The organism is Mesorhizobium sp. M0898 (assembly GCF_040319695.1).
Taxonomy (GTDB): Bacteria; Pseudomonadota; Alphaproteobacteria; order Rhizobiales; family Rhizobiaceae; genus Mesorhizobium.
In genome coordinates this window covers 121094-147727 of sequence record NZ_JAMYOE010000008.1, presented here as the reverse complement: position 1 = coordinate 147727, position 26634 = coordinate 121094, and the positions used below count along the sequence as shown (strand labels likewise).

The window sequence follows — 26634 nt, the reverse complement described above, 5'->3', positions numbered from 1 at the left end:
CTTCGCGCCCCCCTCTGTCCTGCCGGACATCTCCCCCGCGAGGGGGGAGATTGCGCCCTCATTGCTGCTTTCGCCAATTGCTGAAGTTGCAGAAGGAGAGCCGACGGCGGAACCGCCGATCTCCCCGCTTGAGATGTCCGGCAGGACAGAGGGGGGCGCTGTAGAGTGCTGCATTTCGGCAATCAGGCCCTTTCCCGGCCTCGTCGCTTCCTTGGCATTCCCATCCACGCCCGCCTTCGCCCACGCCTCCGACCGCGGCCATGTCCTGCTGCTTCCCACCGGCTACTACGTCGTCGGTGGCGCGCTCGCGGTTGCCGCCAGCTTCCTTGTCCTGGCTCTACTGCCGCCGGACTCCCTCGACCGCTTCTGGCGCAAACGCCTGCCGCTTTTTACCTTCGGCGACGGCGCGCGGACTGCCGTCAGCCTGGTATCCTTTGCCGGCTTTGCAATTCTGATTGCCGCCGGCCTGTTCGGCAGCCGCGATCCGCTTTCCAATCCGCTGCCGCTGACCGTGTGGACGCTGCTCTGGGTTGGCCTGGCTCTGTTGCAGGGGCTCGCCGGCGATCTCTGGTCGTGGCTCAACCCCTGGTACGGGCCATGCCGCGTCGCCTCGCGCCTGCCCGGCAGAACGCAGCCGTATCTGCTCCCCCAACGGCTCGGCTATTGGCCGGCTTTCCTGCTGTTCTTCGCCTTCGCCTGGTTCGAGCTGATCGACCCTGCGCCCGACGATCCGGCGCGGCTGGCCTGGGCCGCCGGCCTCTACTGGCTGCTGAGCTTCGCCGCCATGCAGGTCTTCGGCTACCGCGACTGGAGCCTGCGCGGTGAGTTCCTGACGGTGTTCTTTTCCATGGTAGCGCACTTCGCCATCGTCGAGCGCAACGAAGGCGGCCGGCTCAAACTCTGCTGGCCGGGTGCCAGGCTGCTCGGTGGCGCGCCGCTACCGCTCAGCGGCGTCGCTTTCCTGCTGCTTGCGCTGTCGTCTGTGTCCTTCGACGGCCTGTCGAAAACCTTCTTCTGGCTAGGCTGGTTCGGCATCAATCCGCTGGAGTTTCCTGGACGCACCGCTTTGATCGGCATCGGCAGTTTCGGTCTTGTGCTGAGCTTTGCCGTGCTTGCGGCCGTGTTCGCGCTAGCCGTCTTTCTTGGCCAGCACCTTGCCGGCAGCAACCATTCGCTCGGTCACGCCGCCGGGCTTTTGGCCTGGTCGATCGTACCGATCGCGCTCGCCTACCACTTCGCGCATTATCTGACGGCGCTGCTGGTCGACGGCCAATATGCAATTGCCGCTCTCTCCGACCCGTTTGCGTTTGGCTGGAACCTGTTCGGTACCGCAGACATGTCAATTGAAGCCGGCGTTGTCGCCGGCGCCGGCTCGGCGTGGTGGCTGTGGAACCTCCAGGCCGGCGTCATCATTGGCGGCCACATGCTTGCTGTGCTTGTCGCCCATGGCTTGGCCTGGCGGCTGCACGCCATTCCGGCTCGCGCCGCGCTCAGCCAGTTCCCGCTCACCGTGCTGATGATCGCCTACACCGTCCTCGGCCTATGGCTGCTTGCGACGCCGAGCGCCGGATGAACGAGGTGTGCGATGGCCGTCAATCGAACCTTGGGGAAAGCTCGCTTGCCACGTCAGAGCTTTGGTGATTTAGTTTGTACACATGCAATTTTCGCCCCTCTTAACAAGAGTGGCCTGCCTGCTACAGCCATTGGTCAAAGCTCAAAAACAAGGGGAACTGCCGTGACTGACAAGAATGGGTTTTTCGATCTCTCCAGATCCGCTCTCACCCGCCGCACGGCGCTGAAGGGCCTTGCCGCCGGCGCCGGTCTTGCCGTCGCGCCGGGTTTCGTGCGTTACAGCCAGGCGCAGAGCTCGGCGCCGATCAAGATCGGCTTCCAGTCGCACCGCACCGGCATCGGCGCCGCCTATGGCCGCTGGTACGAGAAGACCACAGCGGCTGCCGTCAAGGCGATCAACGATGCCGGCGGCATCAACGGCCGACCCGTCGAGGTGATCATCGAGGATGACGGCACCGATCCCAGCCGGGGCGCCGAAGTCGTCGGCAAGTTCGCGTCTCAGCACAAGACCGATATCGTCTACGGCACGCTGTTTTCGCATGTCGTCATCGGCTCGGCGCCGGCCGCCGGCGAGGCCAAGATGCCCTATTTTGTTGTCAGCGAAGGCCACCATGTCGCATCGACCAAATTGAACCGCTACGTCTTCCAGCCCGGCATCACCGATGTGAAGAGCCAGATCCAGTCGATGGCGCCGTGGATTGCCGCCAATGCCGGCAAGAAGGTGACGCAGATATTTCCCGATTTCGCCTTCGGCTACGACCATCGCGACTACCTGCCGCCGGCCCTGAAAGCGCAAGGCGCCGAGGTTATCGCCCAGATCGCCATCCCCCCGACGGAATCCTCCTTCACTAAATATTTCCCGCAGATCCCCGCGGAGACCGAGGTGATCTACCACGTCATGGTCGGCCCGGCGGTGCTCACCTTCGTCAAGGAGCTCGGCGAGTTCTACGGCTCCAATCGGCCGCAATTGTTCGGCTTCATCGATTCGCTCGAAGCCACCGACATCAACAGCCCCGGCCTCGAATTCCTCGACGGCAGCCATTTCTGGGAAGGCTCGCCGCGTTATGCGCAGCCCGATGACTCCCCTGCGCAGAAAGCCTACCGCGCCGCCGTCGGCATCGACGACAATGGTGCCGCCGTCGGCGACCCCAAGGACGTCTCCACCGCCGCGCATATGTTCGGCTGCTGGGAAACGCTCTACGTCGTCAAGAAGGCGATGGAGGATGCCGGCTACAAGGGCCCGGAAGACCGCGCCAAGCTGGTCGAGGCGACCGAGGCGTTGACCGAGTTCGCCGAGGGGCCGGAGCATCCGCAGGGGCCGAAAACCTTCAACGGCAAGATCCACCAGTGCTTTGGCATCCAGAACATCTCCAAGGTCGAAGGCGGCCGGCTGAATGTCGTCCACAAGACCAAGATCGAGGACGGCCTCTACGAGCCCGAGGGGGATTACACGACGCAGACGCTGTGAGCTTGGCTGCTGCAGCAAGCGTGAGCGCCAAGATACCCCCCTCTGGCCAGAGGGGGGTGCTTCGCGCATCCGCCGGTGCTTAGGCGATGCACTTCGGACCTCACCTGCTCCTCGCCGCCCTCGAAGGCCTCGTCACCTCCGCCGTGCTGGCGCTGACGGCGCTTGGGCTGTCGCTGGTGTTCGGCGTCATGCGCGTCGTCAATGTCGCGCATGGCGAGTTCTTCATGCTGGGCGCGGTGCTTGCCTGGGCGATCTCAACGGCGATATCCGGCCATCCGGCGCTCGGCTTCCTGGCCGCCCTGGTGCTGGCGCCGCTGATCGTCGGCCTGATCGCGCTGCTCGCCGAACGGCTGGTGCTGCGCCGGCTCAACTACAATCCGGAAGCCACCATCGTTGCCACCATCGGCATGCTCTACATCATCCAGCAACTGGCACTGACCTTCTACGGCCCGGAGGCGCGGCCGGTTCAGCCGCCGTTCAGCTACCGCATCCTCCTGCCGTGGTTCGGCTATTCCGGCTACAAGCTGTCGATCATCGCCGCGTCGGCGCTGCTGCTGGTCGCGACCTGGCTGGTGCTGACGCGCACGAAAATCGGCCTCGTCATGCGCGCCACGCAATATGACAGCGAGACGGCGCAGGCCTTCGGCATCCCGGTGACCAGAGTCTATGCCGGTGTTTTCGCGCTCGGCGCCATGCTGGCTGCTGTCGCCGCGGTGCTGATCGTGCCGATCAGCCAGGCCCACTATCTGATGGGACAGGACCCGCTGTTGCTGTCGTTCATCGTCGTCATCATCGGCGGCCTCGGCTCGCTGCGCGGCACGGTCGTCGCCGCGGTGCTGATCGGCCTTTCCGACGGCATCATCTCGGTGTTCTTCTCACCGACGCTGGCCAAGATCATCGCCACCTTGCTCGTCGCCATGGTGCTGGTGTTCCGGCCGCAGGGCCTGTTCGGGACGACATCACGATGAAGGATGCTTCGCCGGCAAAGCCATATGCGCTGCACCTCGGCGTCATCGCCCTGCTTTTCGGGCTTAGCTTCGTCCTGCCGGAATACCATCACGGCCTGCTCGCCCGCATCATGGTGCTGGCGGTCTTCGCCATGGGCTACAATCTGCTGTTCGGCTATGTCGGGCTGCTCAGCCTCGGCCATGCCATGTTCTTTTCAGCCGGGCTCTATGGCGCCGGCCTTGCCGTCATCCATCTCGGCTGGAGCGTACCGGCCGCCTTCGCAGCCGGGCTTGCCTACGGCGCGCTTCTCGCGCTGGTGATCGGGCTGCTGGCGCTGCGCACCTCCGGCGTCGCCTTCATGATCGTCACCATGATGTTCGCTCAGGTATTTTATCTCGTCATTCTTTATTTCGCTGCCTGGACCGGTGGCGACCAGGGCATGGTCGTGCCGCAGCCGATGCGTGTCCTTGTCCTGGGCAGCACGTCACTCGACCTCACCAACCCGACCGTGCGCTATATGAGCGCGCTGGCTCTGTTCTCGATCGTGCTGCTCATAAGCCTGGCGATAGTCCGCTCCGGCTACGGTCGCGTGCTGGTCGCCATCCGCGAGAACGAGGAGCGGACCAAGATGCTTGGCTACGACACGTTCTCCAGCAAGCTCGCCGCCGTCGTCATCTCCGGCAGCATCTGCGCGGCTTCCGGCGCGGCCTATGCGCTGCTGTTCGGCTATGTCGGCTCGAGCTTCGCCTCGGTGCAATACTCCATCCTGCCGCTGCTCTGGGTGCTGCTGGGCGGTGCCGCCACCACGCTCGGTCCGCTGATCGGCACGCTGTTCATGTATTATGTCATCGACGTCGCCAGCGGCTACACCTCGGCCTATCTGCTGGTCGTCGGCATAGCGCTCATCCTGCTGGTGCTGTTCTTCCCGAGAGGCATTCTCGGCAGCATCCGCCAGCGCTGGCTCGGGTGGTTGCCATGATGCCGCTGCTCACCACCAAAGGCCTGTCGCGCAGTTTCGGCGGCTTGCGTGCCGTCGACGGCGTCGACTTCGCGCTGATACCGGGCGAGATTCGCGCCATTATCGGCCCCAACGGTGCCGGCAAGACCACCTTCGTCAGCCTGGTCAGCGGCCGCATCCAGCCCTCGTCGGGCATGATCGTCTTCGACGGCGCCGACATCACCAGCCTGCCTGCCTACGCCCGGGTTCGCCTCGGCATCGCCTATACGTTCCAGATCACCAGCGTCTTTGCCAATCTCAGCGCCTACGACAATGTTGCCCTGCCGGTGCAGCGCACGCTGACCGACGGCCGCTCGAAGGGCGCGGTTCACACCGGCGTCATGGCGGCTCTCGAGCGCACCGGCCTTGCCGACCGGGCGCAAATGCCTGCCGGGCAATTGTCCTACGGTCACCAGCGGTTGCTGGAAGTGGCAATGGGACTGGCACTGAAGCCGCGGCTGCTGATCCTCGACGAACCGACGCAAGGGCTTGCCGACAGCGAGATCGACAATTTCATCGAGCTGGTGCGCGAGATCGCCGATAGCGCCACCGTGCTTTTGATCGAGCACAACATGCCGGTGGTCATGCGGCTCGCCGACCGCATCACCGTCTTCAACGCCGGCAGGATCTTGGCTGAAGGCACGCCCGAGCAGATCCGCGCCAATGCCGCGGTGCAGGACGCCTATCTGGGGACGACCCATGGCTGAGGCCCAGTCCAAGGCACTGACGATCTCCGGGGTCGACTGCTTCTATGGCGAGGTCCAGGTGCTCTATGGCCTCGATCTTGTGTTGAACGAGGGCGAAGTGCTCTGCCTGTTCGGCCGCAACGGCGCCGGCAAGACGACGACGCTGAAGGCAATCATGGGCCTGGTGCCGGTAAGCTCCGGCTCGATCAGGCTCGAAGGGCGGGAATTGAGCGGCTTGCCGGCGCACGAGGTGCCCAAGGCCGGCGTCGCCTACGTGCCGCAGGGCCGGCGGCTGTTCGCCGAGATGACGGTGGCGGAAAATATCGATATCGGCCTGATGGCCCGCAACAAGGGCAAGGCGACGCGCGAAAACGTGCTCGATCTCTTCCCGCTGTTGCGCCAGCGCCTCAGGCAGCGTTCGGGCACGCTATCCGGCGGCGAGCAGCAGATGCTGGCCATGGCCCGCGCCCTGTGTCTGGAACCGCAGGTGCTCCTGCTCGACGAACCGACCGAAGGGCTGATGCCGTCAATGATCGCCAAGATCCGGGAAACCGTGTCGAAGCTGCGTGCGCTTGGCGTGTCGACAATTCTTGTCGAGCAGCGCGTCGATGCCGTGCTGTCGGTCGCAGACCGCGTTTGTTTCATCGAAAACGGCCGCGACCGCGAGACGGTCGATGTCGAGGAACTGCGTTCCGATCCCTCCGCGGTCCGTCGCTATGTCGGCGTCGGATGATCAGGCAAAGAACAGCAAGCCGGCAAGCAGGAATGTCGGGATCAGCACCGCGCCCGACCATGCCATATAGCCAAAGAAGCTCGGCATCTTGATGCCGCGATGCCTGGCAATGGCATAGACCATGAAATTCGGCGCATTGCCGACATAGGTGTTGGCGCCCATGAACACCGCGCCTGCCGAGATCGCCGCCAGCGTCGAGGCGAGCTCGGTCATCAGATGCTGCGCATCGCCGCCAGCCAGCTCGAAGAACACCAGATAGGTCGGCGCATTGTCGAGGAAGGACGACAGCGCTCCGGTCAGCCAGAAATAGGCAAGGTTGTCCGGCGCGCCGGTCGGCGAACTGACCAGCAGTACCAACGGCGCCAGCGCGCCATCGAGCCCGGCCCGCAATATGGCGACGACCGGCACGATGCAGATGAAGATGCTGGCGAACAGCTTCGCCACCTCGGCAATCGGCCCCCAGTTGAAGGCGTTTGCGCCGCGAAACTCCTTCGGCGAGACGACAAGCGAAGTGAAGGCCAGTATCAGGATGGCGGCGTCCCGCACCAGATTCTGCAGCTCGAGGCTGACACCCTGAAATGAGAAACTCACTCCCGGCTTCCAGGCAGCGGAAATCAGGATCGCGGCGATTACGCCGGCCAGCAGCGGGATGTTGGCCAGGCCGCGAATGCGCACCTTGCTGTCGGGCGTCGGATCCTTGATCTTCGGCGCGCCTTCCTCCCGGCGATGCATGATGATGTCGATCGCCAGGAAAACAGCCAGCACCACGCCGGCGACGAACAGCGTCTCGGGCAGCAGGTGAACTGTCGTCCAGAAGAAATCGACGCCGCGCAGAAAGCCGACGAACAGCGGCGGATCGCCCAGCGGCGTTAGCGACCCGCCGATGTTGGACACCAGGAAGATGAAAAAGATGACGACATGGGCGTTGAAGCGCCGGTTGTCGTTGGCGCGGATGAGCGGCCGGATCAGGATCATCGAGGCGCCGGTTGTGCCAATGATCGAGGCAAGCAGCGCCCCTCCCAGCAACAGCCCGGCATTGACCAGCGGCGTGCCGTGTATGTTGCCGGCAACGAAGATACCGCCCGAAATGGTGAACAGCGCAAACAGCAGGATGATGAACGACATGTATTCGGTGAGCAGCGCATGCAGCACTGCCTGCGTGGCGGACGGGATGCCGAAGGCGATGGCCAGCGGCCCGATCACCAACGCTGCCCAGAAGGCAGCGATCTTGCCGTAATGGTGCTCCCAAGCATGATGGAACAGCAGCGGGCCGGTCGCGATGCAAAGCAATAGCCCGGCAAACGGCAGCACCCACCAAAGCGACATGGCGGCGCCCGGCAATTCGTGCGCTTCGGCCGCGAGAACCGCATTCGGAGAAAAGATTGCTGCAATAAGTGCAGCACTTGCCGTCAACGCCGCAAACCGCATGAAGCCCCTCAAAAGTCTGTCAGGTTCGGCTGGATGACGTTCAAATCAGTGTCACGCCGGCATCGCGCATCCGGCCCAGCATCCTCTCCACGGAGCCGTTGAGATCGATGCCGCGGCAGGCGTCGAGCCGCACGGACGTCTCAAAACCGAGCTTGACCGCGTCGAGCGCCGAAAAGGCGACGCAGAAATCCGTCGCCAGGCCGACCAGGGTCAGCGTCTCGATGTTCCGATCCCGGAGATAGCCGGCAAGGCCGGTCGGCGTCGTCCGGTCGTTCTCGAAGAATGCGGAATAGCTGTCGATCGCAGGACGGAACCCCTTGCGGATCACCAACTCGGCCTTGCTCCAGGCGAGGCCCGAATGGAAATCCGATCCCAGGCTGCCCTGGATGCAGTGATCCGGCCACAGCGTCTGGTGGCCATAAGGCACGTCGATCGTTTCGAACGGGTGCTTGCCGGGGTGGCTGGAGGCAAAGCTCGAATGGCCGGCAGGGTGCCAGTCCTGCGTCAGCAGGACGTGCTCGGTCCGCCGGATTAGGTCATTGACCAACGGCACGATTTCGTCGCCACCGGCCACTTCAAGGGCGCCACCCGGGCAGAAATCGTTCTGCAGGTCGATAACGACAAGCGCTTCGTCGGCCATGGAGCCTCCTTATTTTCTTGGTCTTGAGCTTAGGCTCCAATGAAAACGCGACCGGACGCAGAAGCTTGACCAGATGGCCGGCTGCGTCAACCTCTCATGGCATAACAAATGCGTTCCGGGTGCACCGCGCCCAACAGCCGTGCAAACTCTGGCTTTGACAATTCCTGCCGGCTTGATATCATTTGCATACGAATGAATTTCCTGCCTTGAATGCTCGGGAAAATCTTTCGGCAGGATCCCCTCTCGGGAAGCCCATTCTGGGAAGGCAAAGCGTGATCCGTTACGCAAAACCCACCACGGTCGACGACGCCCTCGCTTTGCTGGGCGAAGGGCAATGGCGCATCCTCGCCGGCGGCACCGACTTCTATCCGGCACAGGGCAGCAAGCCTTTCCGCGACAATGTCCTCGATATCAATGGCCTGGTGGCATTGCGCGGCATTGCCGAAGCCGAAAACCATTGGCTCGTCGGCGCGCGCACCACCTGGACCGATCTCGTCCGCCATCCTCTGCCGGCGGCTTTCGACGCGCTGAAGCAGGCGGCGCGGGAAGTCGGCTCGGTGCAGATCCAGAACGTTGCCTCGATTGCCGGCAATCTCTGCAACGCCTCGCCGGCCGCCGACGGCGTGCCGGCGCTGCTGGTGCTCGATGCCGAAGTCGAACTGCGTTCCGCTGTGGCGACCCGGCATCTGCCCCTTGCAGAATTCATCCTCGGCAACCGTCGCACCGCACTGCAGCCCGGCGAAATGGTCACGGCAATCCGCATTCCCAAACCCGCGACCGCCGGCAGCTCCGCCTTCGTGAAACTCGGCGCGCGGCGTTATCTCGTCATCTCCATCGCCATGGCCGCCGCACGCCTGGCCGTCGAAGATGGTATGGTCAGGAACGCGGCCGTCGCCGTCGGTTCCTGCTCGGTTGTCGCCAGGCGCCTGGCGGGTGTCGAGGCGGCGCTACGCGGCCGGCCCGTCGGCCACGCGCTGGCCACTGCGATCCAATCCGCACCGATGGACGAGCTGTCGCCGATCGGCGACGTGCGCGGCAGCGCCGAATATCGACTGGACGCTGCGCGCGAGATCGTCGCCCGCGCCGTGCTTGGTGCGATGGGCGCTGTTCCCGACGAAAGGGCGGCGGCCTGATGGGCATGGAGCGCGCCGACATCGCCTTCGAAGTCAACGGCGCCGCCGTCAGCGTTTGTGTGCCGCCGGTGCGGCGGCTGTCCGCGGTGCTGCGCGACGAGTTGCGGCTGACCGGCACCAAGATCGGCTGTGATGCCGGCGATTGCGGCGCCTGCACGGTGCTGGTCGACGGCGAGCCGGTCTGCGCCTGCCTGATGCCCGCGGCTTCCGCCTCCGGCACCGTGGTGACGACCGTCGAAGGCCTCGCCAATGGCCGGTTGTCGGCGCTGCAGGCTTCGTTCCTCAGCCATGGCGCAGCGCAATGCGGCGCCTGCACGCCCGGCCTGCTGGTCGCGGCAACGGCACTCCTGGACAGGACGCCTTGCCCGAGCGAGGCCGAAACGCAGGATGCACTGGGCGGCGTGCTCTGCCGCTGTACCGGCTACCGCAAGATCGTCGCCGCGGTGATGGATGCTTGGCGCCACGCCGACGGCCCCGATCAGCGCATGCCATCCTCTGGCCATGCCGTCGGCTCCTCGCCGATCCGCCTCGATGGCCTACCGAAAGTCACTGGCGGCGAAAAATTCGGCGGCGATTCCTTCCCCGCCGATGCGCTGTCGGTGCTGGTGGTCCGCTCACCGCACTATCATGCCGCCTTCAGCTTCGGCGATCTCGGCAGCTGGGTGAAATCCCGTCCCGGCATTGCCGGCGTCTTCACCGCCGCCGACATTCCGGGAAAGAATTGTTTCGGCGTCATCGCGCCCTTCGCCGACCAGCCGGCGCTGGCCGAAGGGGTTTCGCGCTTTCGCGGTGAGGCGGTGGCGCTGGTTGCCGGCGAACGCGAGGCTATCCTCGATCTCGACCTTGCCGATTTTCCTGTCAGTTGGACCGAGTTGCCGCATTTTCTGGAAACTGGCGAAGCGCAGGCCGGCGGTGCGCAACTGGTCCATGAAAACCGGCCCTCGAACCTGCTCACCTCCGGCTTCGTCGAGCGTGGCGACCCGGAAGCCGCGCTTGCCGGTGCGGCTATCGTCGTTTCCGGCGCCATCGACACCTCCTATGTCGAGCACGCCTATATCGAACCGGAAGCCGGCTATGCCTTCATGGACGGCGACACGCTGGTCGTCGTCGCCTGCACGCAGGCACCCTATATGGACCGTGACGACACGGCAAAAGTGCTCGGCCTTGCCCCGGAAAAGGTGCGCATCGTGCCGACCGCCACCGGCGGCGGCTTCGGCTCCAAACTCGACGTCTCGTTGCAACCGCTCATCGGCCTCGTCGCCATGAAAACCGGCCGGCCGGCGGCGCTCGCCTACAGCCGCACCGAATCGATGATCTCGACCACCAAGCGCCATCCGGCTCTGATGAGAGCGAGCATCGGCGCCGATGCCGACGGCCGCGTCACCGGCATGGTCTTCGCCGGCGATTTCAACACCGGCGCCTATGCCAGCTGGGGGCCGACGGTCGCCAACCGCGTGCCGGTGCACGCCTCCGGCCCCTATGCGACGCCGAACTATCGTGCCGAAGGCCGCGCCATCCACACCAATGGCCCGATTGCCGGCGCCTTTCGCGGTTTCGGCGTGCCGCAGGCGACGATCATGCAGGAGACCCTCTATGACGAGCTGGCCGACGAGCTCGGCATGGATCGGCTCGCCTTTCGCCTGAAGAACTGCCTTCGGAACGGATCCGAAACAGTCACCGGGCAGCGGCTCGAGTCGGGCGTCGGCATCGCCGACTGCCTCGAGGCCCTCCGTTCACATTGGCAGCGTGCCCTAACTGACGCCGACGCGTTCAACGCCCGTAGCAGCAGCGAAAGAAAACGCGGCGTCGGCGTCGCCTCTTGCTGGTACGGCTGCGGCAACACCTCGCTGCCCAATCCGTCGACCATCAAGGTCGGCATCTTGGTATCGGGCGAAGTCGTCCTGCATCAGGGTGCGGTCGATATCGGGCAAGGCTCGAACACTGTCATCGCGCAGATCTGCGCCGATGCGTTGGGTCTTCCGCTCGAAAAATTCATGCTGAAAGGCGCCGACACGGCGATCACCCCCGACGCCGGCAAGACCTCGGCCTCGCGCCAGACCTTCGTCACCGGCAAGGCCGCCGAAAAGGCCGGCCGCGCCTTGCGCGAGGAGATCTTGCGTTTCGCCAATGTCTCGGAAAAGGCGGCGATTGCGCTGGACGGCACAAGCCTGAGCATCAGGGAAGGCGAAGCGACCCGCCGCGTCGATCTTTCCTCGCTGAAGGCAGACCCCGAAGGCTTTGTCTTTCGCGCCGAGGAAAGCTACGACCCGCCGACGCTGCCGCTCGATGCCAAGGGCCAGGGCAAGCCTTATGCCGTCTATGGCTATGGCGCGCAGATCGCCGAACTGGAGGTCGACCTCAGGCTCGGCACCGTGAAGGTTATAAAAATCACCGCCGCTCACGATGTCGGCAAGGCCATCAACCCTTTACTGGCAGAGGGCCAGATCGAGGGTGGCATCGCCCAGGGCATCGGCATGGCGCTGATGGAGGAATTCATCCCCGGCCGCACCGAAAACCTGCACGACTATCTGATCCCGACGATCGGCGACGTGCCACCGATCGAGACCATCCTGATAGAAGTTCCGGATCCGGAAGGACCCTTCGGCGCCAAGGGTTTGGGCGAGCATGTGCTGATCCCGACGGCGCCGGCGATCCTCAACGCCATCCGCCACGCCACCGGTGTGCTGGTCACCAAAATTCCGGCGACGCCGACCCGCATCCGCGCCGCCATCCTCGACAAGGAGGCGCCCCGATGAGCGAGCTTGCCGAACGCTTCGAGACCCACGATCCCGGCGAGAAGCTGGTGGCCGAGAAGATCCGCTGCGATGCCTGTCCAGTCATGTGCTACATCGCCGATGGCCGCACCGGCGCCTGCGATCGCTACGGCAATGTTGGCGGCAGGATCGTGCGGATGGATCCACTGACCATCCTCGACCACGCGGCCGAGACCGGCGCCGCAATCGTACCCTTTGCCGAAGAAGGCGAGGCATGGGACGGCGAACTGGTCAACACCGGCCGCCGCTTCGTCACCGCCATCGGCGCCGGCACCACCTATCCCGATTACAAGCCGGCGCCCTTCATCGTCAGCCAGGAGGTCGAGGGCGTCGATCTGGTCACCGTCGTCACCGAGGGCATCTTCTCCTATTGCGGCGTCAAGGTGAAGATCGACACCGACCGTCATATCGGCCCCGAAACGGCTACGGTCCGTGCCCAAGGCGAGGCGATCGGCCATGTCACGACCGGCGAATACGGCTCGCAGATGCTGTCGCTGGGCGGCGTACATCATCTGACCGGCGGCTCGAAGGCTGAAGGGCGCACCACCTGCGACGCCATGCTCGCCCTGTGCAACCGCAAACCGGTTGAACTCGTCATCGACGGCGGCGCCACCGTCATCGTCGAAGCCGGCAAGCCGCCGGTCATCGACGGCAAGCTCGAGCAGCGCATGCGCGTCGGCTGCGGTTCGGCTACCATAGGCATGTTCGCGACCCAATGGCGTGGCCTTGTCGACGAGGTGGTGGTGGTCGATGACCACATCACCGGCGTCGTCTCCGAGCATCAGGCCGGCAAGGTGCTTGGCTGGCAGGATACCGGCATCAAGATCATCGGCCGCCGTTCGACGCCGGGCCGTTATTTCAAGGTGTCGGAGCCCGGCCTCGGCTGGGGCGGCACCAGCATTTCCGACCCGCTGTCGATCCTTGGTGAATGGAACGCCAAAAAGGGTGCGCGCCCCGGCATGTCGCTGCTGATGGTCTCGACCACCGGCGAGCAATTCGCCTATTACGAGCTCGACGACGAACTGAAGCCGGTCCAGAAACCGTTCCCGGAGCGGCTGCGGAAGTCGGTCGAACTGATCGAGGACAATTGCGAGCCGGCGCTCTGCACCGTGCTTTTCGTCGGCGGCGCCGGCGGCTCGCTGCGCGCCGGCGTCACCGAGAACCCGGTCAATCTGACCCGCTCGGTGCAGGGCTTGACGACCTACGTGACGGTCGGCGGCGCGCCGGTCTATGTCTGGCCGGGCGGCGGCATCACGCTGATGGTCGACGTCACCCGCGTCCCGGAAGGCGCCTTCGGCTATGTGCCGACGCCGGCGCTGGTGGCGCCGATCGAGTTCACCATGCGCCGCGACGATTATGTCAGGCTTGGCGGCTACGAAGGCGAAATCCGCAGCGTCGACGATATCCTGGCCAAGGGCGGCGAATATCTCAATCCGCGCCGCGGCACGGCCGCACCCCGTGACAATCCCTGGCCGCCGCTGGCGCAGTTGCGTCGCGCGGCCGCAAACGGGGCCGGGCGATGAACGGCCCGCAGGCGCATTGGCTCGAGGACGGCCGGAGGCTTCACCTCAATCATGGGCCGATCGACCTGATCGTCGAGGCATTCGGCGAGGCGAGTGAATGCAGCGCCGCATATCGCCAGGCAGTGGCGCGCTTCCAGACAATCCTGCCCGAACTGGTCGAAGAGTTGCCCGAACTGCGGCGCCCGGCCGCCTCGCGGCCACGTGCTTTCGCTGGCCCGACGGCGCGCCGCATGGAAGCGGCGGTCGTTCCGCTAGCGAAACAATTCATCACGCCGATGGCGGCCGTCGCCGGCTCGGTAGCCGACGAAGTGCTTGGCGCGCTGCTTGCCGGCCGCCGGCTCGAGCGCGCCTATGTCAACAATGGCGGCGACAGCGCGATCTATCTCGGCCACGGGCAGTCGATGACGCTTGCCATTGCCGGGACAGGTCATGGGTTGGCAGATCGTCTCACGATCCGCCCCGAAGACGGGATCCGCGGTGTCGCGACAAGCGGCTGGCGCGGCCGCTCCTTTTCGCTGGGCATCGCCGACGCGGTCACGGTGCTGGCGCGAACGGGTGCTGAAGCCGATGCCGCCGCGACCTTGATCGCCAACGCCGTCGACCTGCCCGGTCATCCGGCCGTTAGGCGCGTACGGGCGCGCGATCTCGCACCTGACAGCGATCTCGGCGACCGTTTGGTGACGCAGGGCGTGGGGCCGCTTTCCGCCGCTGAAATCGATATGGCACTGGAAGGTGGATTTACCGTTGCCGAGGAGTTTCGGCGGCGCGGCCTGATTGCCGCCGCGGCGCTTTTCCTCGGCGGTCAGGCACGCATCGCAGGTCCGATGGCGCTCGCCAATAAGGTTTTAGAGAGGGAAATTGCTCATGCCTGAGTTTCCGATCCGCAAGATCGCCGTGCTGACCGAAGAGATATTTCACGAGGGCGGGCCGGTGGCGAAGGTGCCGCGGCGCCGCGCGGCGGCCATGGCCGTGGTCAAGAACCCGTTCGCCGGCCGTTACGTCGAGGAACTGCAGAGCGCCATGGAGGATTTGAAGCCGCTCGGGCTGTTGCTCTCCGACAGGCTTGTTGCCGCATTGGGCGGCGACGTCAAACAGATCGACGGTTACGGCAAGGGCGCCATCGTCGGCATGGCGGGCGAGCTGGAGCATGGCGCGCTGTGGCATGTGCCGGGCGGCTATGCCATGCGCGAACGGCTCGGCGACGCCAAGGCGATCGTGCCCTCGGCAAAGAAGGTCGGCGGCTTCGGCGCGCGGCTCGATGTGCCGCTCGGCCACATCAACGCCGCCTATGTGCGCAGCCATTTCGATGCCATGGAAATCGGCATCAGCGATGGCCCCCGTCCCGACGAGATCCTGTTTTGCCTCGCCATGACCTGCGGCCCGCGCGTGCACGACCGCATGGGTGGGCTGGCGGCCAAGGACATTAAGGCATGGGATGGGCTGCGGTGAGCGCCGAGGACAATCGGCTCAAGCTGGTCGAGGCCGAGGAGCCTGACGAAAACGACTATCGCTTGCAGGAGCAGGTCGGCTTCATCCTGCGCAAGGCGCATCAGCGCCATGTCTCGATCTTCGCCGCACACATCGCCGATCTGACGCCGCCGCAATTTGCCGCTTTGGCCAAATTGCGCGACGTCGGCGAGACCTCGCAGAACCAGCTTGGCAGCCTGATCGCCATGGATGCGGCGACTGTGAAGGGCGTCATCGACCGGCTGAAAGCGCGTGGCTTTGTCGAACTTAGCAAACACGAAGTCGACAAACGGCGCCTGCTGGTCAATCTGACCGCCGAGGGGCGCGACGCGATCGAGCGGCTGATCCCGCTTGCCCGTGAGATTACGCAGGAAACGCTGGCGCCGCTTTCCGCCAAGGAAGCGGCCATTTTCATGAAGCTGCTTGCCAAGCTGGCTTAATCCGCTGCCTGCCGGCGTTTGGTTGTTGTTCCTGCCGGGCGCTGAACGCCCGGCAGGAAAGCCTCGTCTCAGAGGCCGTTGTCCTTCAGGATCTGGGCGGCATTTTCCTTGGTGATCTTCTGCGTCGGCAGGGTGATGGTCTTTTCCACCTTCTCCCCGTTCAGGAACTTGATCGCCTGCCGCAGCCCTTCGGCGCCCGGCGTCACATAAGTGAACGTCGCCGTCAGCTCGCCATTGGCGACCAGCTGCACGCCTTCATTGGGCAGGCCGTCGATGCCGATGAACTTGATGTCCTTCTCACGTCCGACGTCCTTGGCGGCAAGATAGGCGCCATAGGCCATCGGATCATTGTGGCCGTAGACAAGATCGATTTTCTCGTTGTTGCGCAACGCCGTCGCCATGATGTTGTAGGCCTGGTCCTGCTTCCAGTCGCCCGACTGCTGGTCGAGCAGGTATTTTATGCCCGGCTCCTTGTCGGTGAATTCATGGAAGCCGTCATGGCGGTCGTGTGCCGGCTGGGTGCCCATGCCGCCCCAGATCTCGACGACGTTGCCGGCGGCCTTGCCCTTGCCGCCAAGCAGCTCGACGGCATATTCACCGGCAGCCCGGCCGATCAGCTTGTTGTCGCCGCCGACGAACTGCGTGTAGTCGTTGGTTTCGACGTTGCGGTCGAGCACGAAGACCGGGATCTTGGCATCGATCGCCTGCTGCACGACACCGGTCAGGCCGGCGGATTCTTTCGGTGATACCAAGAGCGCATCGACCTCCTGACGGATAAGGTTTTCGACATCGGCGACCTGCTTCTCGGTCTTGTCCTCGCCGTCGGTGATGATCAGCTCGACTTCCGGATGCTTGGCCGCTTCGGCCAGGATGTCCTTGTTGAACTGGGCGCGCCAGGGTTCGATGGTCGTCACCTGCGAGAAGCCGATCTTCCACTTCTTGTCCTGCGCATGGGCGCCGCCGGCAAGCATGGCGGTCGTGGTCAGGAGTGCCGCTGTCAGCCCGGCGAGCTTCAACAATTCACGTCGTTTCATTTCTTGTTTCCTCCAATATTCAGAGACGCGGTCTCTTGCGACGGCCGCTTTGCCGCGGCCGTTTCCTTGTGCGCTTGCCCGCCGGGCAGTCGCAGATAGAAGAGAAGATCACCGGCATTGCGCTCCTGTACGAGCACGGTACCGATGATGATCATCCCCTTCAGCACCAGCTGAAGGTTCGAATTGATGTTGTGCAGCTGCAGGATGTTGGAGAGCAGCCCGAAGATCAGCACGCCGCAGAACGTCCCGGTGAGGCTGCCGCGTCCGCCCATCAGGCTGGTGCCGCCGATGACCACGGCGGCGATCGCGTCGAGCTCCAGCCCGGCGCCGGCATCAGGCTTGCCTTGCCGGTATTGCGCGACATAGAGCACCGCCGCGATGCCGGCCAGCAGCCCTGACACGGCATAGGTGGCAATCTTGACGCGGCCGGCGGCGATGCCCGACAGTCGCGCCGCCTCCTCATTGCCGCCGATCGCATAGACATAGCGGCCAAACGGCGTGAAGCGCAGCACGGCGCCGTAGATCAGGATGGCGCCGAGGAAGAACAGGCCCGGCATCGGGATCACGCCGAATACCAGCGAGCGCAGCATTTCGAAATCGGCGGTGGCATTCGAGCCGGTGTAGACCGGCAGCACCGCATTGTTCTGGCCGGCTGTCAGCCGGGCGATGCCGAGCGCAGTGACCATCATCGCCAGCGTCACGATGAAGGGCTGCAGCCGCCCGGCGACGATGATGAAGCCGTTGAGCGCGCCGAACAGCAGGCCGACGCAAGGCGCCACCAGCAGCACGCCGAGCACGCCGAATTTTGAGCCCACCTGCGGCAGCAGGAACCACAGCACCAGACTGCACAGGATCACCCCGACAATGCCGGGCGTCACCAGCCCGCGAACGCTGTCCAACCTGATGTCGTGCGTGGCCTGCGCGCCGGCGCGGGATTTTTCGATGTTCAGCAGGATGAAACGAGTGACGAGAATGCCGAGGCAAAGGGCTGCCAGGGCAACTGTCGGCACCCCCAGCACCACCGCCGGCGTCACGCCGGGGACCGTCAGCAGCATGGCACAGACGACCGTGCAGATAGCCATCAGCGAGCCGACGGAAAGGTCGATACCGCCGGTGATGATCACCGCAGTCATGCCGGTGGCAATCAGCCCGGTGGTCGACACCTGGCGCAGCACATCGAGCAGGTTGCCGTAGGACAGGAAGATGTTGTTGCCCTTGGAGCTGATCGGCGAGCCGAGCACGCCGATCAGGAAGATGGCGATCAGGCCCCAATAGAGCTTCGTCCGGGACAGGATATGCAAAATGCTCATGCGGCAGGCCTCGTCATCGTCCGTCGCGGCGCCGCAAGCCGCATGATGGCCTCCTCGCTGGCTTGCGCGCGGGACAGGATTCCCGTCTGGCGGCCGTCGGCCATGACCAGGATACGGTCGGAAAGATGCAGCAGCTCCGGCAATTCCGAGCTGATGACGGCGATCGCCAGCCCGTCTCGCGCCAGCTTGAAGATGAGATCGTAGATTTCCCGCTTGGCACCGACATCGATGCCGCGTGTCGGCTCGTCGAGCAGCAGCACCCGCGGCCTCGTCGCTAGCCATTTGCCGATGACGACCTTCTGCTGGTTGCCGCCGGACAGCGTGCCGGCCGGCTGCTCGACGGTCTCGCAGCGAATGCCGAGCGCCTTGACGGCGTCCCGTGCCAGCCCTTGCTCACCGGCCAGCGAGCGCACGCCGAACCGCGCCAGCGCGCCGACCAGCGGCAGCGCGACATTGTCGGTGATCGAGGCCTCGAGATGCAGGCCTTGCGTCTTGCGGTCTTCCGTGACCAGGGCGATGCCGAGCCGGCGCGCATCGCGCGGCGAACGGATTTCTACTGCCTCGCCATCGAGCCTGATCTCACCGCCGGCACGTCCGCCGCTGGACCCGAAGATGGTTTCCAGGATTTCGGTACGGCCCGAGCCCAGCAGCCCGCCGATACCGAGGATTTCTCCTGCGGCAAGATCGAAGCTGACGCCGTCGAGCACGGTGCGCCAACCATGGCGATTGGGCTTCGACAACGACAGCTCGCTTACGGACAGGACCGTGTTGCCACCGGGGATGCGGTGCTCCTGGGAGGAAGCAAGCAGGTTTCGCCCGACCATCGCCGAAATTATGGCGTCTTCGTCGAGCTTGTCCATCACCCGCGTCAGGACGTGGCGTCCATCGCGAAACACGGTGACGCGGCTGGCCAGATGCATGACCTCGTCGATGCGGTGCGAAATGTAGACGATCGCCACGCCGCTGTCGGCGAGCTGGCGGATGATGCGGAACAGCCGCTGGCATTCGGCCGGCGAAAGCGCCGAGGTCGGCTCGTCCATGATCAGAATGCGCGCCGACATCGACAGCGCCTTGGCGATCTCGACCAGCTGCTGTTCGCCGACGCGCAAGGCACCGACGCGCGCATCCGGGTCGAGCTCGATGCCGAGCCTTTGCAAGAGCGCGCCGGCAGCGCGGCTGCTCGCCTTGCGGTCGACGATCAGCCCGGCGATCAGCTTCTCGCGGCCGAGAAAGATATTGTCGGCGACGCTAAGTTCGGGAACGAGGTTCAGCTCCTGGTGGATGATGGCGATGCCGGCGCGCTCGGCTTCGCGGACGCCGGCAAAGCGCACCGGATGGCCATCGATACTGACCGTTCCGTTATAGTCCGTATAGACGCCGGACAGGATCTTCATCAGCGTCGACTTGCCGGCGCCGTTCTCGCCCATCAGCGCATGGACCTCGCCGCGCCGCAGTTCGAAGCCGACATCGACAAGCGCGGCGATACCGCCGAAGGACTTGGAGATGTGCTCGGCGCTCAGCACGATCGCCGAGCCGTCCGCCACAACGCCTTGCGCAGGGATGGAATTGCCGTGCTGCATGATAAGGACGGCCTCCCTCCGTCGTCACCGAACACCTCAAACGCTAATCTAAACGTTTCGATCATGTCAAGGCAATATCTGGAGCCTGAGATTGTTCCATTTCAATTCTTGCGCAAAATCATAAGATTCCGTACGTATTGCTACCGTGGAGTGGTGAAACGTTTCGAAAATGACAGCGTCAGGACGAAAAAAGCAGCGCAAATTCACTGCCCCGACTATGCTTCATGTGGCCGAGGCCGCGCGTGTTTCCGTGGCCACCGTATCGGCGCTGATCAATGGCACCGCGACCGTCAGCCCCGAGCTCAGCCAGCGGATCGAACAGGCGATCCGCGACATCGGTTATAAGCGCAACGCTATCGCCCGCAGCCTCAAGATGGGCACCACACGCACCATCGGGCTCACCGTCCCACACATCACCAATCCGTTCTTTACCGACGTGGTTTCGGTCATCCAGCAGGCTTTCGACAGGGCCGGCTACGCCGTCATGCTGTGCTGCACCGACGAGCACCTGAACACGCAGGACGACCAGATCAGGCTGCTGCTCGACCGCATGGTCGACGGACTGATCGTCGCGCGTGTCGGTGACGGCGCGATCCTCAAACGGATTGTCGACGACGCCAATGTGCCGGTCGTGCTGCTCGACCGTGTTTGCCAGGGTGTCGACACCGATGCCGTCGTTCTCGACAATCAGCGCGCGGTGTTCGACGCCATCACTTATCTGATCGATCTCGGCCATCGGCGCATCGGCTACATCTCCGGCTCGTTCGATATCTCGCCGATGCATGACCGCATGGCGGGATACCGCGAGGCCCTCCAGGCCGCCGGCCTGCCGGCCGAACCCGAGCTCGTCCGCTTCGGCAACTTCCACGAAGTCGATGGCTACAACGCCACCATGCAGCTGCTTTCGCTGCACGACCGGCCGAGCGCCATCTTTTCGGCCAACAACCCGATGGTGATCGGCACCATGAAGGCCATTCGCGATATCGGCCTGTCCTGTCCGGAGGATATTTCCGTCGCTTGCTTCGACGATTTTCCGTGGTCGGATGTGTTCCGGCCGCAATTGACCACGGTCGCACAGCCCGTGCAGGCGATCGGCGAACAGGCGGCCAATCTGCTGCTCGACCGGCTCGCCGGAAACAGGGATGCGCCGCCGCGCAAGCTGACGCTCAAGGGACGCTTGATGATCCGCAATTCATGCCGTCCGCTAGGTGCGACTGCGCAGAGCGTCAGCGCGTAGCGCGTGGGCTCTGTTCAGAAACTTTGCAATGCCGGACGGACAGCGCTCCCTCTGTCCTGCCGACCCCGGGTCTGCGCAGCCACTACGGGGGGTCGTCGTTCAAAAACCGAGCAATTGAAGGACGCGGCGCCGATCGGGCCAAGTGGCCAACAATCAGCCAGCCGACAGTCAGGAAAATCTTGGCAATCGAAGCATGTCGGATTAGGAATATGACGAGATGCGACAGATCGTTCACACGGGCGCCGGCTTGAGTCATGCGCGTGAAATCGATCCTAATCGGGCTGGTACTTGCTGGGATGGCCGCATTCTCCGGCTGCACCACCGGCGGAGCGTTACAGACCTTTCCCCAGGCCTATGGCGGCCTCACCGACGCCGGTTTTCGCGTTCCGCCGGTTCCGATCTACAAGGTTGACCAAAAGTTCCATCGGCAGACAGTACCTTATGCGACTGACGAGGCGCCGGGCACCATCATTGTCGATACAGGAGCGAAGTTCCTCTACTACGTGTTGGGAGACGGTCAGGCGCTGCGCTACGGCATCGGCGTCGGCAAGGCGGGCTTCGAGTGGCATGGCACTGCTCACGTTGCGAGGAAGCGCGAATGGCCGGATTGGAGCGCGCCGTCTGCGATGATCGTGCGCGAGCAGAAGCGAGGCCGCATCATACCGGCCCATATGGAGGGCGGACTCATGAACCCGCTCGGGGCGCGGGCGCTCTATCTTTTTAACGAGAAAGGTGACACTGGATATCGCCTGCACGGTAGCCCTGAATGGTGGTCCATCGGCAAAGCTGTGTCGGCGGGCTGCATTCGCCTCATGAACCAGGACATCATCGATCTCTATGACCGCGCCACAATCGGCACCAAGGTGATCGTTATTTAGTGGACGCCGCGTTTCCCGCTAACGGACGAGCATGACGGATCGAAAACCTCCGCGCAAAACGCGCGAAATGTTCGCTATGTTTTCGCACACCTGTTCGCGATGTTCCCTGCCTAAGGCCGGCCTTGCCCGCAACAGTGGCAAGTGGCGAACCAACTCTCAGGCAGCTTCCGACAGCGATTTGTGGGCGTCGGCCAGGATCTCGAACGAGCGCACCCGCGCCGCATGGTCGAAAATCTGCGCTGTGACCATCAACTCGTCGGCGCCTGTCCGGCGCACAAACGCCTCGATGCCTTGCCTGACTGTTTCGGGAGAGCCGACGACGGCGCAGGAAAGCGCTTGGCCGAGCATGGTCTTGGCCATTGGATCGAGGTCGCGCTCATATCCTTCGACCGGCGGCGGCAATCGGCCGGGCCGGCCGGTGCGCAGATTGACGAAGGCCTGCTGCAGCGAGGTGAACAGCAGCCGCGCCTCGGCATCGGAAGGAGCGGCGAAGACGTTGAGGCCGAGCATCACATAAGGCTTGTCGAGCTGCTCCGAAGGCTGGAAACGCGAGCGGTAGATCTCCAGAGCATGGTCGAGCTCGGCCGGCGCAAAATGCGAAGCGAAAGCGTAGGGCAGGCCGAGCATGGCGGCAAGCTGCGCGCCGTAGAGGCTGGAACCGAGAATCCAGATCGGCACCTTTTCGCCTTCGCCGGGCACCGCGCGGATGCGTTGGCCGTCTTCGGCCGGCTGCAAGTAACCCATCAGCTCGACGACGTCCTGCGGGAAATTGTCGGCGCCAGCGTCGAGGTTACGGCGCAGCGCCCGTGCCGTGGCCATGTCGGTGCCGGGCGCCCGGCCGAGGCCGAGATCGATGCGGCCAGGATGCAGAGCGTTGAGCGTACCGAACTGCTCGGCGATGACCAGCGGGGAATGATTGGGCAGCATGACGCCGCCGGCGCCGACGCGTATCGTATCGGTGCCGCCGGCCACATGGGCAATGACCACCGAGGTGGCAGCGCTGGCGATGCCCGGCATATTGTGGTGCTCTGCCAGCCAATAGCGCCGGTAACCCAGCCGCTCGGCATGACGGGCGAGATCGAGCGAATTGGCGAGTGACTGTGAAGCGTTGCTGCCTTCGACGATCGGCGACAGGTCGAGAACGGAAAGAACGGTCATCGGCGCGGGTTTCCTGTGGGCCGAAGGGATGTAGGAAGCCGTTGCCGAGGCGGCAAATTCAAAATGTTGATGGAGCGCTGAGGGCACAACGGACGTGCGACCGATGCAAGGTCGTGATCTGCACCATCGGGGGGACGCTTTTGACCCTTTAAGCCGCTACTTGTTCACCTCGGAAATCTCTTCGTCCTCGATCGCTGCCGTGTGTTGCGCCGCCAGGAAATTGCCGACATGGCTGAGACCGTCGAAATGATCGCAGAACACCTTGATGACGACCAGCAGCGGCACCGCCAGCAGCGCGCCGACAAAACCCCATAGCCACGACCAGAAGGCGATAGCGATGAGGATCGCCACTGCGTTGATTTCGAGACGGCGGCCGACCACCGTCGGCGTCACGAACTGGCCTTCGACGATGTAGCATAGAACGACGAAGGCCGGCGCCAGCAGCGCGTAGGAAATCGTGTCGAAGCTTATCAGCGCAATGATCGTGACCAGCGTGATGGTGATTAACGCTCCGATATAGGGCAGGAAATTGAGCAGAGCCGCTGCCGCGCCCCAGACCTGCGCGTTTGGCACGCCGAGCGCCCACAGGCCGAGCCCGATGACCACGCCGAGACATGTATTGATGATCGTGACGGTAAGCAGATAGTGCGAGATTTCACGTTCGACGTCGTAGACGACGCGCAGCGCCCGCTTCTTTTCGCTGAGACTGGGGAAGGATTGGACGATCTTTTCATAGAACATCGTGCCGGAGGCGAGCAGGAACAGCGACAGGACGAAGACGATGGTGACGCTGGCGCCGGCCGACAGCACATTGCCGGCGGCCTGCGAGAGAATACCGGATGGCGCCATCGCCACCCTCTGAACGCCCGGCTCCTGGGATGTCTGCGTCAGGCCCTCGATCTGACGCGAAACCTCCACGATCCTTTCGAACGGACGGCGCAGTTGTGCCAGACGTTCGGTAAGCTGCTGGCCGATCGTCGAGGTGTTGTTGATGAGATCGATGACCGGGCCGCTGAGCAGATATCCCGCGACGGCGACGAGGCAGAACGAAAGCAGCACCAGCAGTGTCGCCGAAATGACATCGGGCATGCCATGCTTGCGCAGGAAGCGAACGATCGGCGTCAGCGTCAGCGCCAGCAGGAAAGCCAGAATGACCGGCATGAAGAAGGCGCGGGCGAAGTAAAGCGCGTAGATCGCCATGAGGATGAAGATGCCGACGAGCAGCGAACGCATCAGATGCGCATCCGCCCGCGCCTCGACGCGCGGATCCGGGCTTTCGGCAGCGCTTGCGCCCGAAGCGTCGGGTTCGGCTTTCATTCTGACCCTCGGCGGCACACCGCGATTGGTGCAGACCGTTGGCGAAAACGCCTCTGTCGCTTCAAGGTTCCGTTAGCCGGCGTCACCGGCCAGGCCGCCTCGCGGCCTTGCCGGTGAATCAGGTGACTGGGAATCAGGCAACCGGCGCCGCCACGGCGGGAACGGCCTTCGCAGTTTCCCGGCGCACGATCGGCGCCACTTTGGTGCCGTAGAGTTCGATGGCCTTCATCACCTTGGCGTGCGGCATGGTGCCGATCGCCATTTGCAGCAGGAAGCGGTCGTTGCCGAATATCCTGTGCTGGGCAACGATCTTCTCGGCCACCTGTTCTGGATTGCCGACGAACAGCGCGCCGTTTGGACCGCGCGATTGGTCGAAATGCGCCCGCGATGTCGGCCCCCAGCCGCGCTCGCGGCCGATGCGGTTCATCACCTCGGCCTGCGGCCCGTAAAAATCGTCGGCTGCCTGGTCCGTGCTGTCGGCAATGAAGCCGTGCACGTTGAGACTGGTGGCAAGACTTGCCGGGTCGTTGCCGGCGCGCCTGGCGGCAGCCCTGTAGATCTCGAACAGTGGTGCGAACCGCGCCGGCTCGCCACCGATGATCGCCAGTGCTAGCGGCAACCCGAGCACGCCCGCGCGGGCGACGGATTGCGGTGTTCCACCGACGGCGATCCAGATCGGCAATTTGTCCTGCAAGGGCCGGGGATAGACGCCACGATCATTGATCGGAGCGCGCAGACTGCCCGACCAGGTCACCTTGACATGATCGCGGATGGCGAGCAGCAGGTCGAGCTTCTCGGCGAAGAGCTCGTCATAATCTTCGAGATTGTAGCCGAACAGCGGAAAGGATTCGATGAACGAGCCGCGCCCGGCCATGATCTCGGCACGGCCGCCGGACAGAAGATCGAGGGTGGCAAACTGCTGGAAAACGCGCACCGGATCGTCGGAGGACAGCACGGTGACAGCGCTGGTCAGCCTTATGCGCTTGGTCCGTTCGGCCGCCGCCGCCAGCGCCACCGCCGGAGCCGAGGCAGCATAGTCGGGACGGTGGTGCTCGCCGAGACCAAAGACGTCCAGCCCGACCTGGTCGGCGAGCTCGATCTCCTCGATCAAATTGCGCAACCGCTCATGCGCACCGATCGCACCGGGACCTGGTTCCGGGCTGACGTCGGCGAAGGTGTAGAGACCGAGTTCCATAGTGTCATCCCAGCGTTTGTCCTGCGCTACAGGTAGCGATCAGTCCGCCGCCGCGCCAGATGCCTGGATGGTGAACAGTGCGGGTGCCTTTCAGCCGAATTCAATCGAAATGGCGTCTCCCGGCTGCAACAGATCAGAATTTCATGGCTGGCATACCGTTTTGGCGCTTGAACTCTCGGTTTTCACGCGTATGTAAGCGTCGCAAATTGACTTCAGGGAAGTGGACTTGGCTATCTATAGGGAAAAAGACGTTTTCGAGCGGCGCAATGCCGCAAACGAGGCAAAGAAGGCGCTTCTGGAGCGCTTCAAGGCAAAGCCGGCGGCAGATGATCCAGCGGTGCTGGCACGACAGGCCGAGCGCAAGGCGATCCTCGAGGCCCGCGCTATACGCGAGGCCGAAAAGGCCAGGCTGAAGCAGGAAAAGCTGGCGCGCGAAGCGGCCGAAAAGGCCGAGCGCGAGGCAGCTGCCGAAGCGGCACGCATCGCCGCGGAAGAAGCCGCACAGGCCGAAGCGAAGATCCGGGAAGCTGAAGAGAACGAGCGCATCGCCCGTTTTCTTGCCGACGAGGCCGAACGCAAGGCCAAGCGTGATGCGCGCTATGCCGCGCGCAAGCAGCGCACCGGCAGGACGCCGCCCGGCTTCTCCGCGCGATAGCGCTTTCCGGCGCTGATCAGCCGAATTCAAGAATCAGGGCCGCCTTGCAGCGGCCCCGCACGCGTTGGTCTGTCGGAATCGGCTAAGCCGCGAGCTTCAGTCCCATGATGCCGCAGACGATTAGCGCGATGCAGGCCAGCCTGATCGCCGTCGCTGGGTCGCCGAGCAGCCATATCCCCAACAGCGCCGTGCCGACCGGCAACGCCTTCAGCGCCAGGCCGAGCAAGGTTAGGCTGACGATCATCGAGGCTACCGTCAGGACGGTTGGCAGCGGCTTCGAGAATCCGTCGGTGTATTTGAGGCCGATCGCCCAGCCGATCTCGAACAGGCCGGCGAGGAACAGGAAAACCAACGACATCGGAACGTCCGTTTCGATGGCTTTCGGCCGATTTCTTGAAAAGCGCAAAAATTGCCTTCGCCGCATCCAAGGGGATGCGCGTGAGCTTAATGAACAATCATAC

General features: G+C 64.0%; 24 protein-coding genes. 15 read left to right on the top strand and 9 right to left on the bottom strand.

Translation table 11 applies throughout. From position 1 onward, the window contains the following. Nucleotides 1-133 precede the first annotated feature (133 nt). The 6 genes from NKH90_RS12650 to NKH90_RS12625 all read left to right on the top strand — a co-directional run bounded on the left by NKH90_RS12650 (nt 134) and on the right by NKH90_RS12625 (nt 6404). The gene (locus tag NKH90_RS12650) at nt 134-1573 is read left to right on the top strand and encodes a hypothetical protein (protein WP_352819634.1); all 1440 of its coding nucleotides are present in this window, start codon (nt 134-136) and stop codon (nt 1571-1573) included. A 162-nt stretch (nt 1574-1735) separates the two neighbouring features. Then, a complete protein-coding gene (locus NKH90_RS12645; RefSeq protein ID WP_352615059.1) occupies nt 1736-3040 on the top strand; it encodes an ABC transporter substrate-binding protein in 1305 nt (434 codons plus the stop codon). 86 nt (nt 3041-3126) lie between these two features. Further along, nucleotides 3127-4008: a branched-chain amino acid ABC transporter permease gene (locus NKH90_RS12640; protein ID WP_352819614.1), complete on the top strand. Its 882-nt coding sequence runs from the start codon at nt 3127-3129 to the stop codon at nt 4006-4008. Beyond that, nucleotides 4005-4967, top strand: a complete 963-nt coding sequence (locus tag NKH90_RS12635; RefSeq protein WP_352819612.1) for a branched-chain amino acid ABC transporter permease — start codon at nt 4005-4007, stop codon at nt 4965-4967. Before NKH90_RS12640 ends, NKH90_RS12635 begins: the two co-directional genes overlap by 4 nt. After that, complete coding sequence (locus NKH90_RS12630; RefSeq protein ID WP_352736693.1) at nt 4964-5692, top strand: ABC transporter ATP-binding protein; 729 nt, start codon at nt 4964-4966, stop codon at nt 5690-5692. Before NKH90_RS12635 ends, NKH90_RS12630 begins: the two co-directional genes overlap by 4 nt. Next, nucleotides 5685-6404, top strand: a complete 720-nt coding sequence (locus NKH90_RS12625; RefSeq protein ID WP_352744239.1) for an ABC transporter ATP-binding protein — start codon at nt 5685-5687, stop codon at nt 6402-6404. Before NKH90_RS12630 ends, NKH90_RS12625 begins: the two co-directional genes overlap by 8 nt. On the opposite strand, the gene NKH90_RS12620 is transcribed toward NKH90_RS12625, so the two are convergent. Beyond that, entirely contained in the window at nt 6405-7832 is a 1428-nt protein-coding gene (locus NKH90_RS12620; RefSeq protein WP_352539931.1) for a sodium:proton antiporter, read from the bottom strand. A gap of 40 nt (nt 7833-7872) precedes the next feature. After that, nucleotides 7873-8472, bottom strand: coding sequence for a bifunctional nicotinamidase/pyrazinamidase (gene pncA, locus NKH90_RS12615; protein WP_023676971.1), 600 nt, complete (start codon nt 8470-8472; stop codon nt 7873-7875). 272 nt (nt 8473-8744) lie between these two features. Between pncA and NKH90_RS12610 the strand changes: the two genes are divergently transcribed. From NKH90_RS12610 to NKH90_RS12585, 6 genes are read left to right on the top strand one after another with little or no spacing between them, the layout of a single operon-like run. Beyond that, a complete protein-coding gene (locus NKH90_RS12610) occupies nt 8745-9605 on the top strand; it encodes an FAD binding domain-containing protein (RefSeq protein WP_352539932.1) in 861 nt (286 codons plus the stop codon). Continuing rightward, on the top strand, nt 9605-12361 hold the full coding sequence (locus NKH90_RS12605) for a molybdopterin-dependent oxidoreductase (protein WP_352819610.1): 2757 nt from the start codon (nt 9605-9607) through the stop codon (nt 12359-12361). The genes NKH90_RS12610 and NKH90_RS12605 overlap by 1 nt, the downstream gene beginning before the upstream one ends. Continuing rightward, on the top strand, nt 12358-13902 hold the full coding sequence (locus NKH90_RS12600; RefSeq protein ID WP_352819608.1) for a 6-hydroxynicotinate reductase: 1545 nt from the start codon (nt 12358-12360) through the stop codon (nt 13900-13902). The genes NKH90_RS12605 and NKH90_RS12600 overlap by 4 nt, the downstream gene beginning before the upstream one ends. Next, entirely contained in the window at nt 13899-14774 is an 876-nt protein-coding gene (locus NKH90_RS12595; RefSeq protein WP_352691414.1) for a UPF0280 family protein, read from the top strand. The genes NKH90_RS12600 and NKH90_RS12595 overlap by 4 nt, the downstream gene beginning before the upstream one ends. After that, nucleotides 14767-15351, top strand: coding sequence for an amino acid synthesis family protein (locus NKH90_RS12590; protein ID WP_352568537.1), 585 nt, complete (start codon nt 14767-14769; stop codon nt 15349-15351). The genes NKH90_RS12595 and NKH90_RS12590 overlap by 8 nt, the downstream gene beginning before the upstream one ends. Then, nucleotides 15348-15809 (top strand): MarR family winged helix-turn-helix transcriptional regulator, encoded by a 462-nt coding sequence (locus tag NKH90_RS12585; protein ID WP_352472397.1) that lies wholly within the window; start codon nt 15348-15350, stop codon nt 15807-15809. Before NKH90_RS12590 ends, NKH90_RS12585 begins: the two co-directional genes overlap by 4 nt. A gap of 68 nt (nt 15810-15877) precedes the next feature. Here the strand turns inward: NKH90_RS12585 and NKH90_RS12580 are convergent, their stop codons facing one another. From NKH90_RS12580 to NKH90_RS12570, 3 genes are read right to left on the bottom strand one after another with little or no spacing between them, the layout of a single operon-like run. Continuing rightward, entirely contained in the window at nt 15878-16843 is a 966-nt protein-coding gene (locus tag NKH90_RS12580; protein WP_254815861.1) for a substrate-binding domain-containing protein, read from the bottom strand. Next, entirely contained in the window at nt 16840-18153 is a 1314-nt protein-coding gene (locus tag NKH90_RS12575; protein ID WP_352455946.1) for an ABC transporter permease, read from the bottom strand. Before NKH90_RS12575 ends, NKH90_RS12580 begins: the two co-directional genes overlap by 4 nt. Continuing rightward, nucleotides 18150-19733 (bottom strand): sugar ABC transporter ATP-binding protein, encoded by a 1584-nt coding sequence (locus tag NKH90_RS12570; RefSeq protein ID WP_352472367.1) that lies wholly within the window; start codon nt 19731-19733, stop codon nt 18150-18152. The genes NKH90_RS12575 and NKH90_RS12570 overlap by 4 nt, the downstream gene beginning before the upstream one ends. 217 nt (nt 19734-19950) lie before the next feature. Between NKH90_RS12570 and NKH90_RS12565 the strand changes: the two genes are divergently transcribed. Both NKH90_RS12565 and NKH90_RS12560 read left to right on the top strand, forming a co-directional pair. Next, nucleotides 19951-20970, top strand: a complete 1020-nt coding sequence (locus NKH90_RS12565) for a LacI family DNA-binding transcriptional regulator (RefSeq protein WP_254815864.1) — start codon at nt 19951-19953, stop codon at nt 20968-20970. 254 nt (nt 20971-21224) lie between these two features. Next, nucleotides 21225-21848 carry a L,D-transpeptidase gene (locus NKH90_RS12560; RefSeq protein WP_352814004.1) on the top strand — a complete coding sequence of 208 codons (624 nt, stop codon included), beginning with the start codon at nt 21225-21227 and terminating at the stop codon, nt 21846-21848. 156 nt (nt 21849-22004) lie between these two features. Here NKH90_RS12560 and NKH90_RS12555 read toward each other — a convergent pair whose 3' ends face one another. The 3 genes from NKH90_RS12555 to NKH90_RS12545 all read right to left on the bottom strand — a co-directional run bounded on the left by NKH90_RS12555 (nt 22005) and on the right by NKH90_RS12545 (nt 25518). Next, complete coding sequence (locus tag NKH90_RS12555; RefSeq protein ID WP_352814003.1) at nt 22005-23006, bottom strand: LLM class flavin-dependent oxidoreductase; 1002 nt, start codon at nt 23004-23006, stop codon at nt 22005-22007. Nucleotides 23007-23162: 156 nt separating this feature from the next. After that, nucleotides 23163-24323, bottom strand: a complete 1161-nt coding sequence (locus NKH90_RS12550) for an AI-2E family transporter (protein ID WP_352819604.1) — start codon at nt 24321-24323, stop codon at nt 23163-23165. Between the two features lie 133 nt (nt 24324-24456). Continuing rightward, on the bottom strand, nt 24457-25518 hold the full coding sequence (locus tag NKH90_RS12545; protein ID WP_352819602.1) for an LLM class flavin-dependent oxidoreductase: 1062 nt from the start codon (nt 25516-25518) through the stop codon (nt 24457-24459). A gap of 226 nt (nt 25519-25744) precedes the next feature. On the opposite strand from NKH90_RS12545, the gene NKH90_RS12540 reads away from it, so the two are divergent. Beyond that, nucleotides 25745-26173, top strand: a complete 429-nt coding sequence (locus NKH90_RS12540; RefSeq protein WP_023718183.1) for a DUF6481 family protein — start codon at nt 25745-25747, stop codon at nt 26171-26173. 82 nt (nt 26174-26255) lie between these two features. Here NKH90_RS12540 and NKH90_RS12535 read toward each other — a convergent pair whose 3' ends face one another. Continuing rightward, the gene (locus NKH90_RS12535) at nt 26256-26531 is read right to left on the bottom strand and encodes a DMT family transporter (protein ID WP_352819600.1); all 276 of its coding nucleotides are present in this window, start codon (nt 26529-26531) and stop codon (nt 26256-26258) included. Nucleotides 26532-26634: the final 103 nt, after the last annotated feature.

What these genes read in the sequence shown, in the direction of transcription:
- NKH90_RS12650 (WP_352819634.1), top strand. Translation starts at nt 134, where the DNA reads ATGTCCGGCAGGACAGAGGGGGGCGCTGTAGAGTGCTGCATTTCGGCA.
- NKH90_RS12640 (WP_352819614.1), top strand. Translation starts at nt 3,127, where the DNA reads ATGCACTTCGGACCTCACCTGCTCCTCGCCGCCCTCGAAGGCCTCGTC.
- NKH90_RS12635 (WP_352819612.1), top strand. Translation starts at nt 4,005, where the DNA reads ATGAAGGATGCTTCGCCGGCAAAGCCATATGCGCTGCACCTCGGCGTC.
- NKH90_RS12630 (WP_352736693.1), top strand. Translation starts at nt 4,964, where the DNA reads ATGATGCCGCTGCTCACCACCAAAGGCCTGTCGCGCAGTTTCGGCGGC.
- NKH90_RS12625 (WP_352744239.1), top strand. Translation starts at nt 5,685, where the DNA reads ATGGCTGAGGCCCAGTCCAAGGCACTGACGATCTCCGGGGTCGACTGC.
- NKH90_RS12620 (WP_352539931.1), bottom strand. Translation starts at nt 7,832, where the DNA reads ATGCGGTTTGCGGCGTTGACGGCAAGTGCTGCACTTATTGCAGCAATC.
- pncA (WP_023676971.1), bottom strand. Translation starts at nt 8,472, where the DNA reads ATGGCCGACGAAGCGCTTGTCGTTATCGACCTGCAGAACGATTTCTGC.
- NKH90_RS12605 (WP_352819610.1), top strand. Translation starts at nt 9,605, where the DNA reads ATGGGCATGGAGCGCGCCGACATCGCCTTCGAAGTCAACGGCGCCGCC.
- NKH90_RS12600 (WP_352819608.1), top strand. Translation starts at nt 12,358, where the DNA reads ATGAGCGAGCTTGCCGAACGCTTCGAGACCCACGATCCCGGCGAGAAG.
- NKH90_RS12595 (WP_352691414.1), top strand. Translation starts at nt 13,899, where the DNA reads ATGAACGGCCCGCAGGCGCATTGGCTCGAGGACGGCCGGAGGCTTCAC.
- NKH90_RS12590 (WP_352568537.1), top strand. Translation starts at nt 14,767, where the DNA reads ATGCCTGAGTTTCCGATCCGCAAGATCGCCGTGCTGACCGAAGAGATA.
- NKH90_RS12580 (WP_254815861.1), bottom strand. Translation starts at nt 16,843, where the DNA reads ATGAAACGACGTGAATTGTTGAAGCTCGCCGGGCTGACAGCGGCACTC.
- NKH90_RS12575 (WP_352455946.1), bottom strand. Translation starts at nt 18,153, where the DNA reads ATGAGCATTTTGCATATCCTGTCCCGGACGAAGCTCTATTGGGGCCTG.
- NKH90_RS12570 (WP_352472367.1), bottom strand. Translation starts at nt 19,733, where the DNA reads ATGCAGCACGGCAATTCCATCCCTGCGCAAGGCGTTGTGGCGGACGGC.
- NKH90_RS12565 (WP_254815864.1), top strand. Translation starts at nt 19,951, where the DNA reads ATGCTTCATGTGGCCGAGGCCGCGCGTGTTTCCGTGGCCACCGTATCG.
- NKH90_RS12560 (WP_352814004.1), top strand. Translation starts at nt 21,225, where the DNA reads ATGCGCGTGAAATCGATCCTAATCGGGCTGGTACTTGCTGGGATGGCC.
- NKH90_RS12555 (WP_352814003.1), bottom strand. Translation starts at nt 23,006, where the DNA reads ATGACCGTTCTTTCCGTTCTCGACCTGTCGCCGATCGTCGAAGGCAGC.
- NKH90_RS12550 (WP_352819604.1), bottom strand. Translation starts at nt 24,323, where the DNA reads ATGAAAGCCGAACCCGACGCTTCGGGCGCAAGCGCTGCCGAAAGCCCG.
- NKH90_RS12545 (WP_352819602.1), bottom strand. Translation starts at nt 25,518, where the DNA reads ATGGAACTCGGTCTCTACACCTTCGCCGACGTCAGCCCGGAACCAGGT.
- NKH90_RS12535 (WP_352819600.1), bottom strand. Translation starts at nt 26,531, where the DNA reads ATGTCGTTGGTTTTCCTGTTCCTCGCCGGCCTGTTCGAGATCGGCTGG.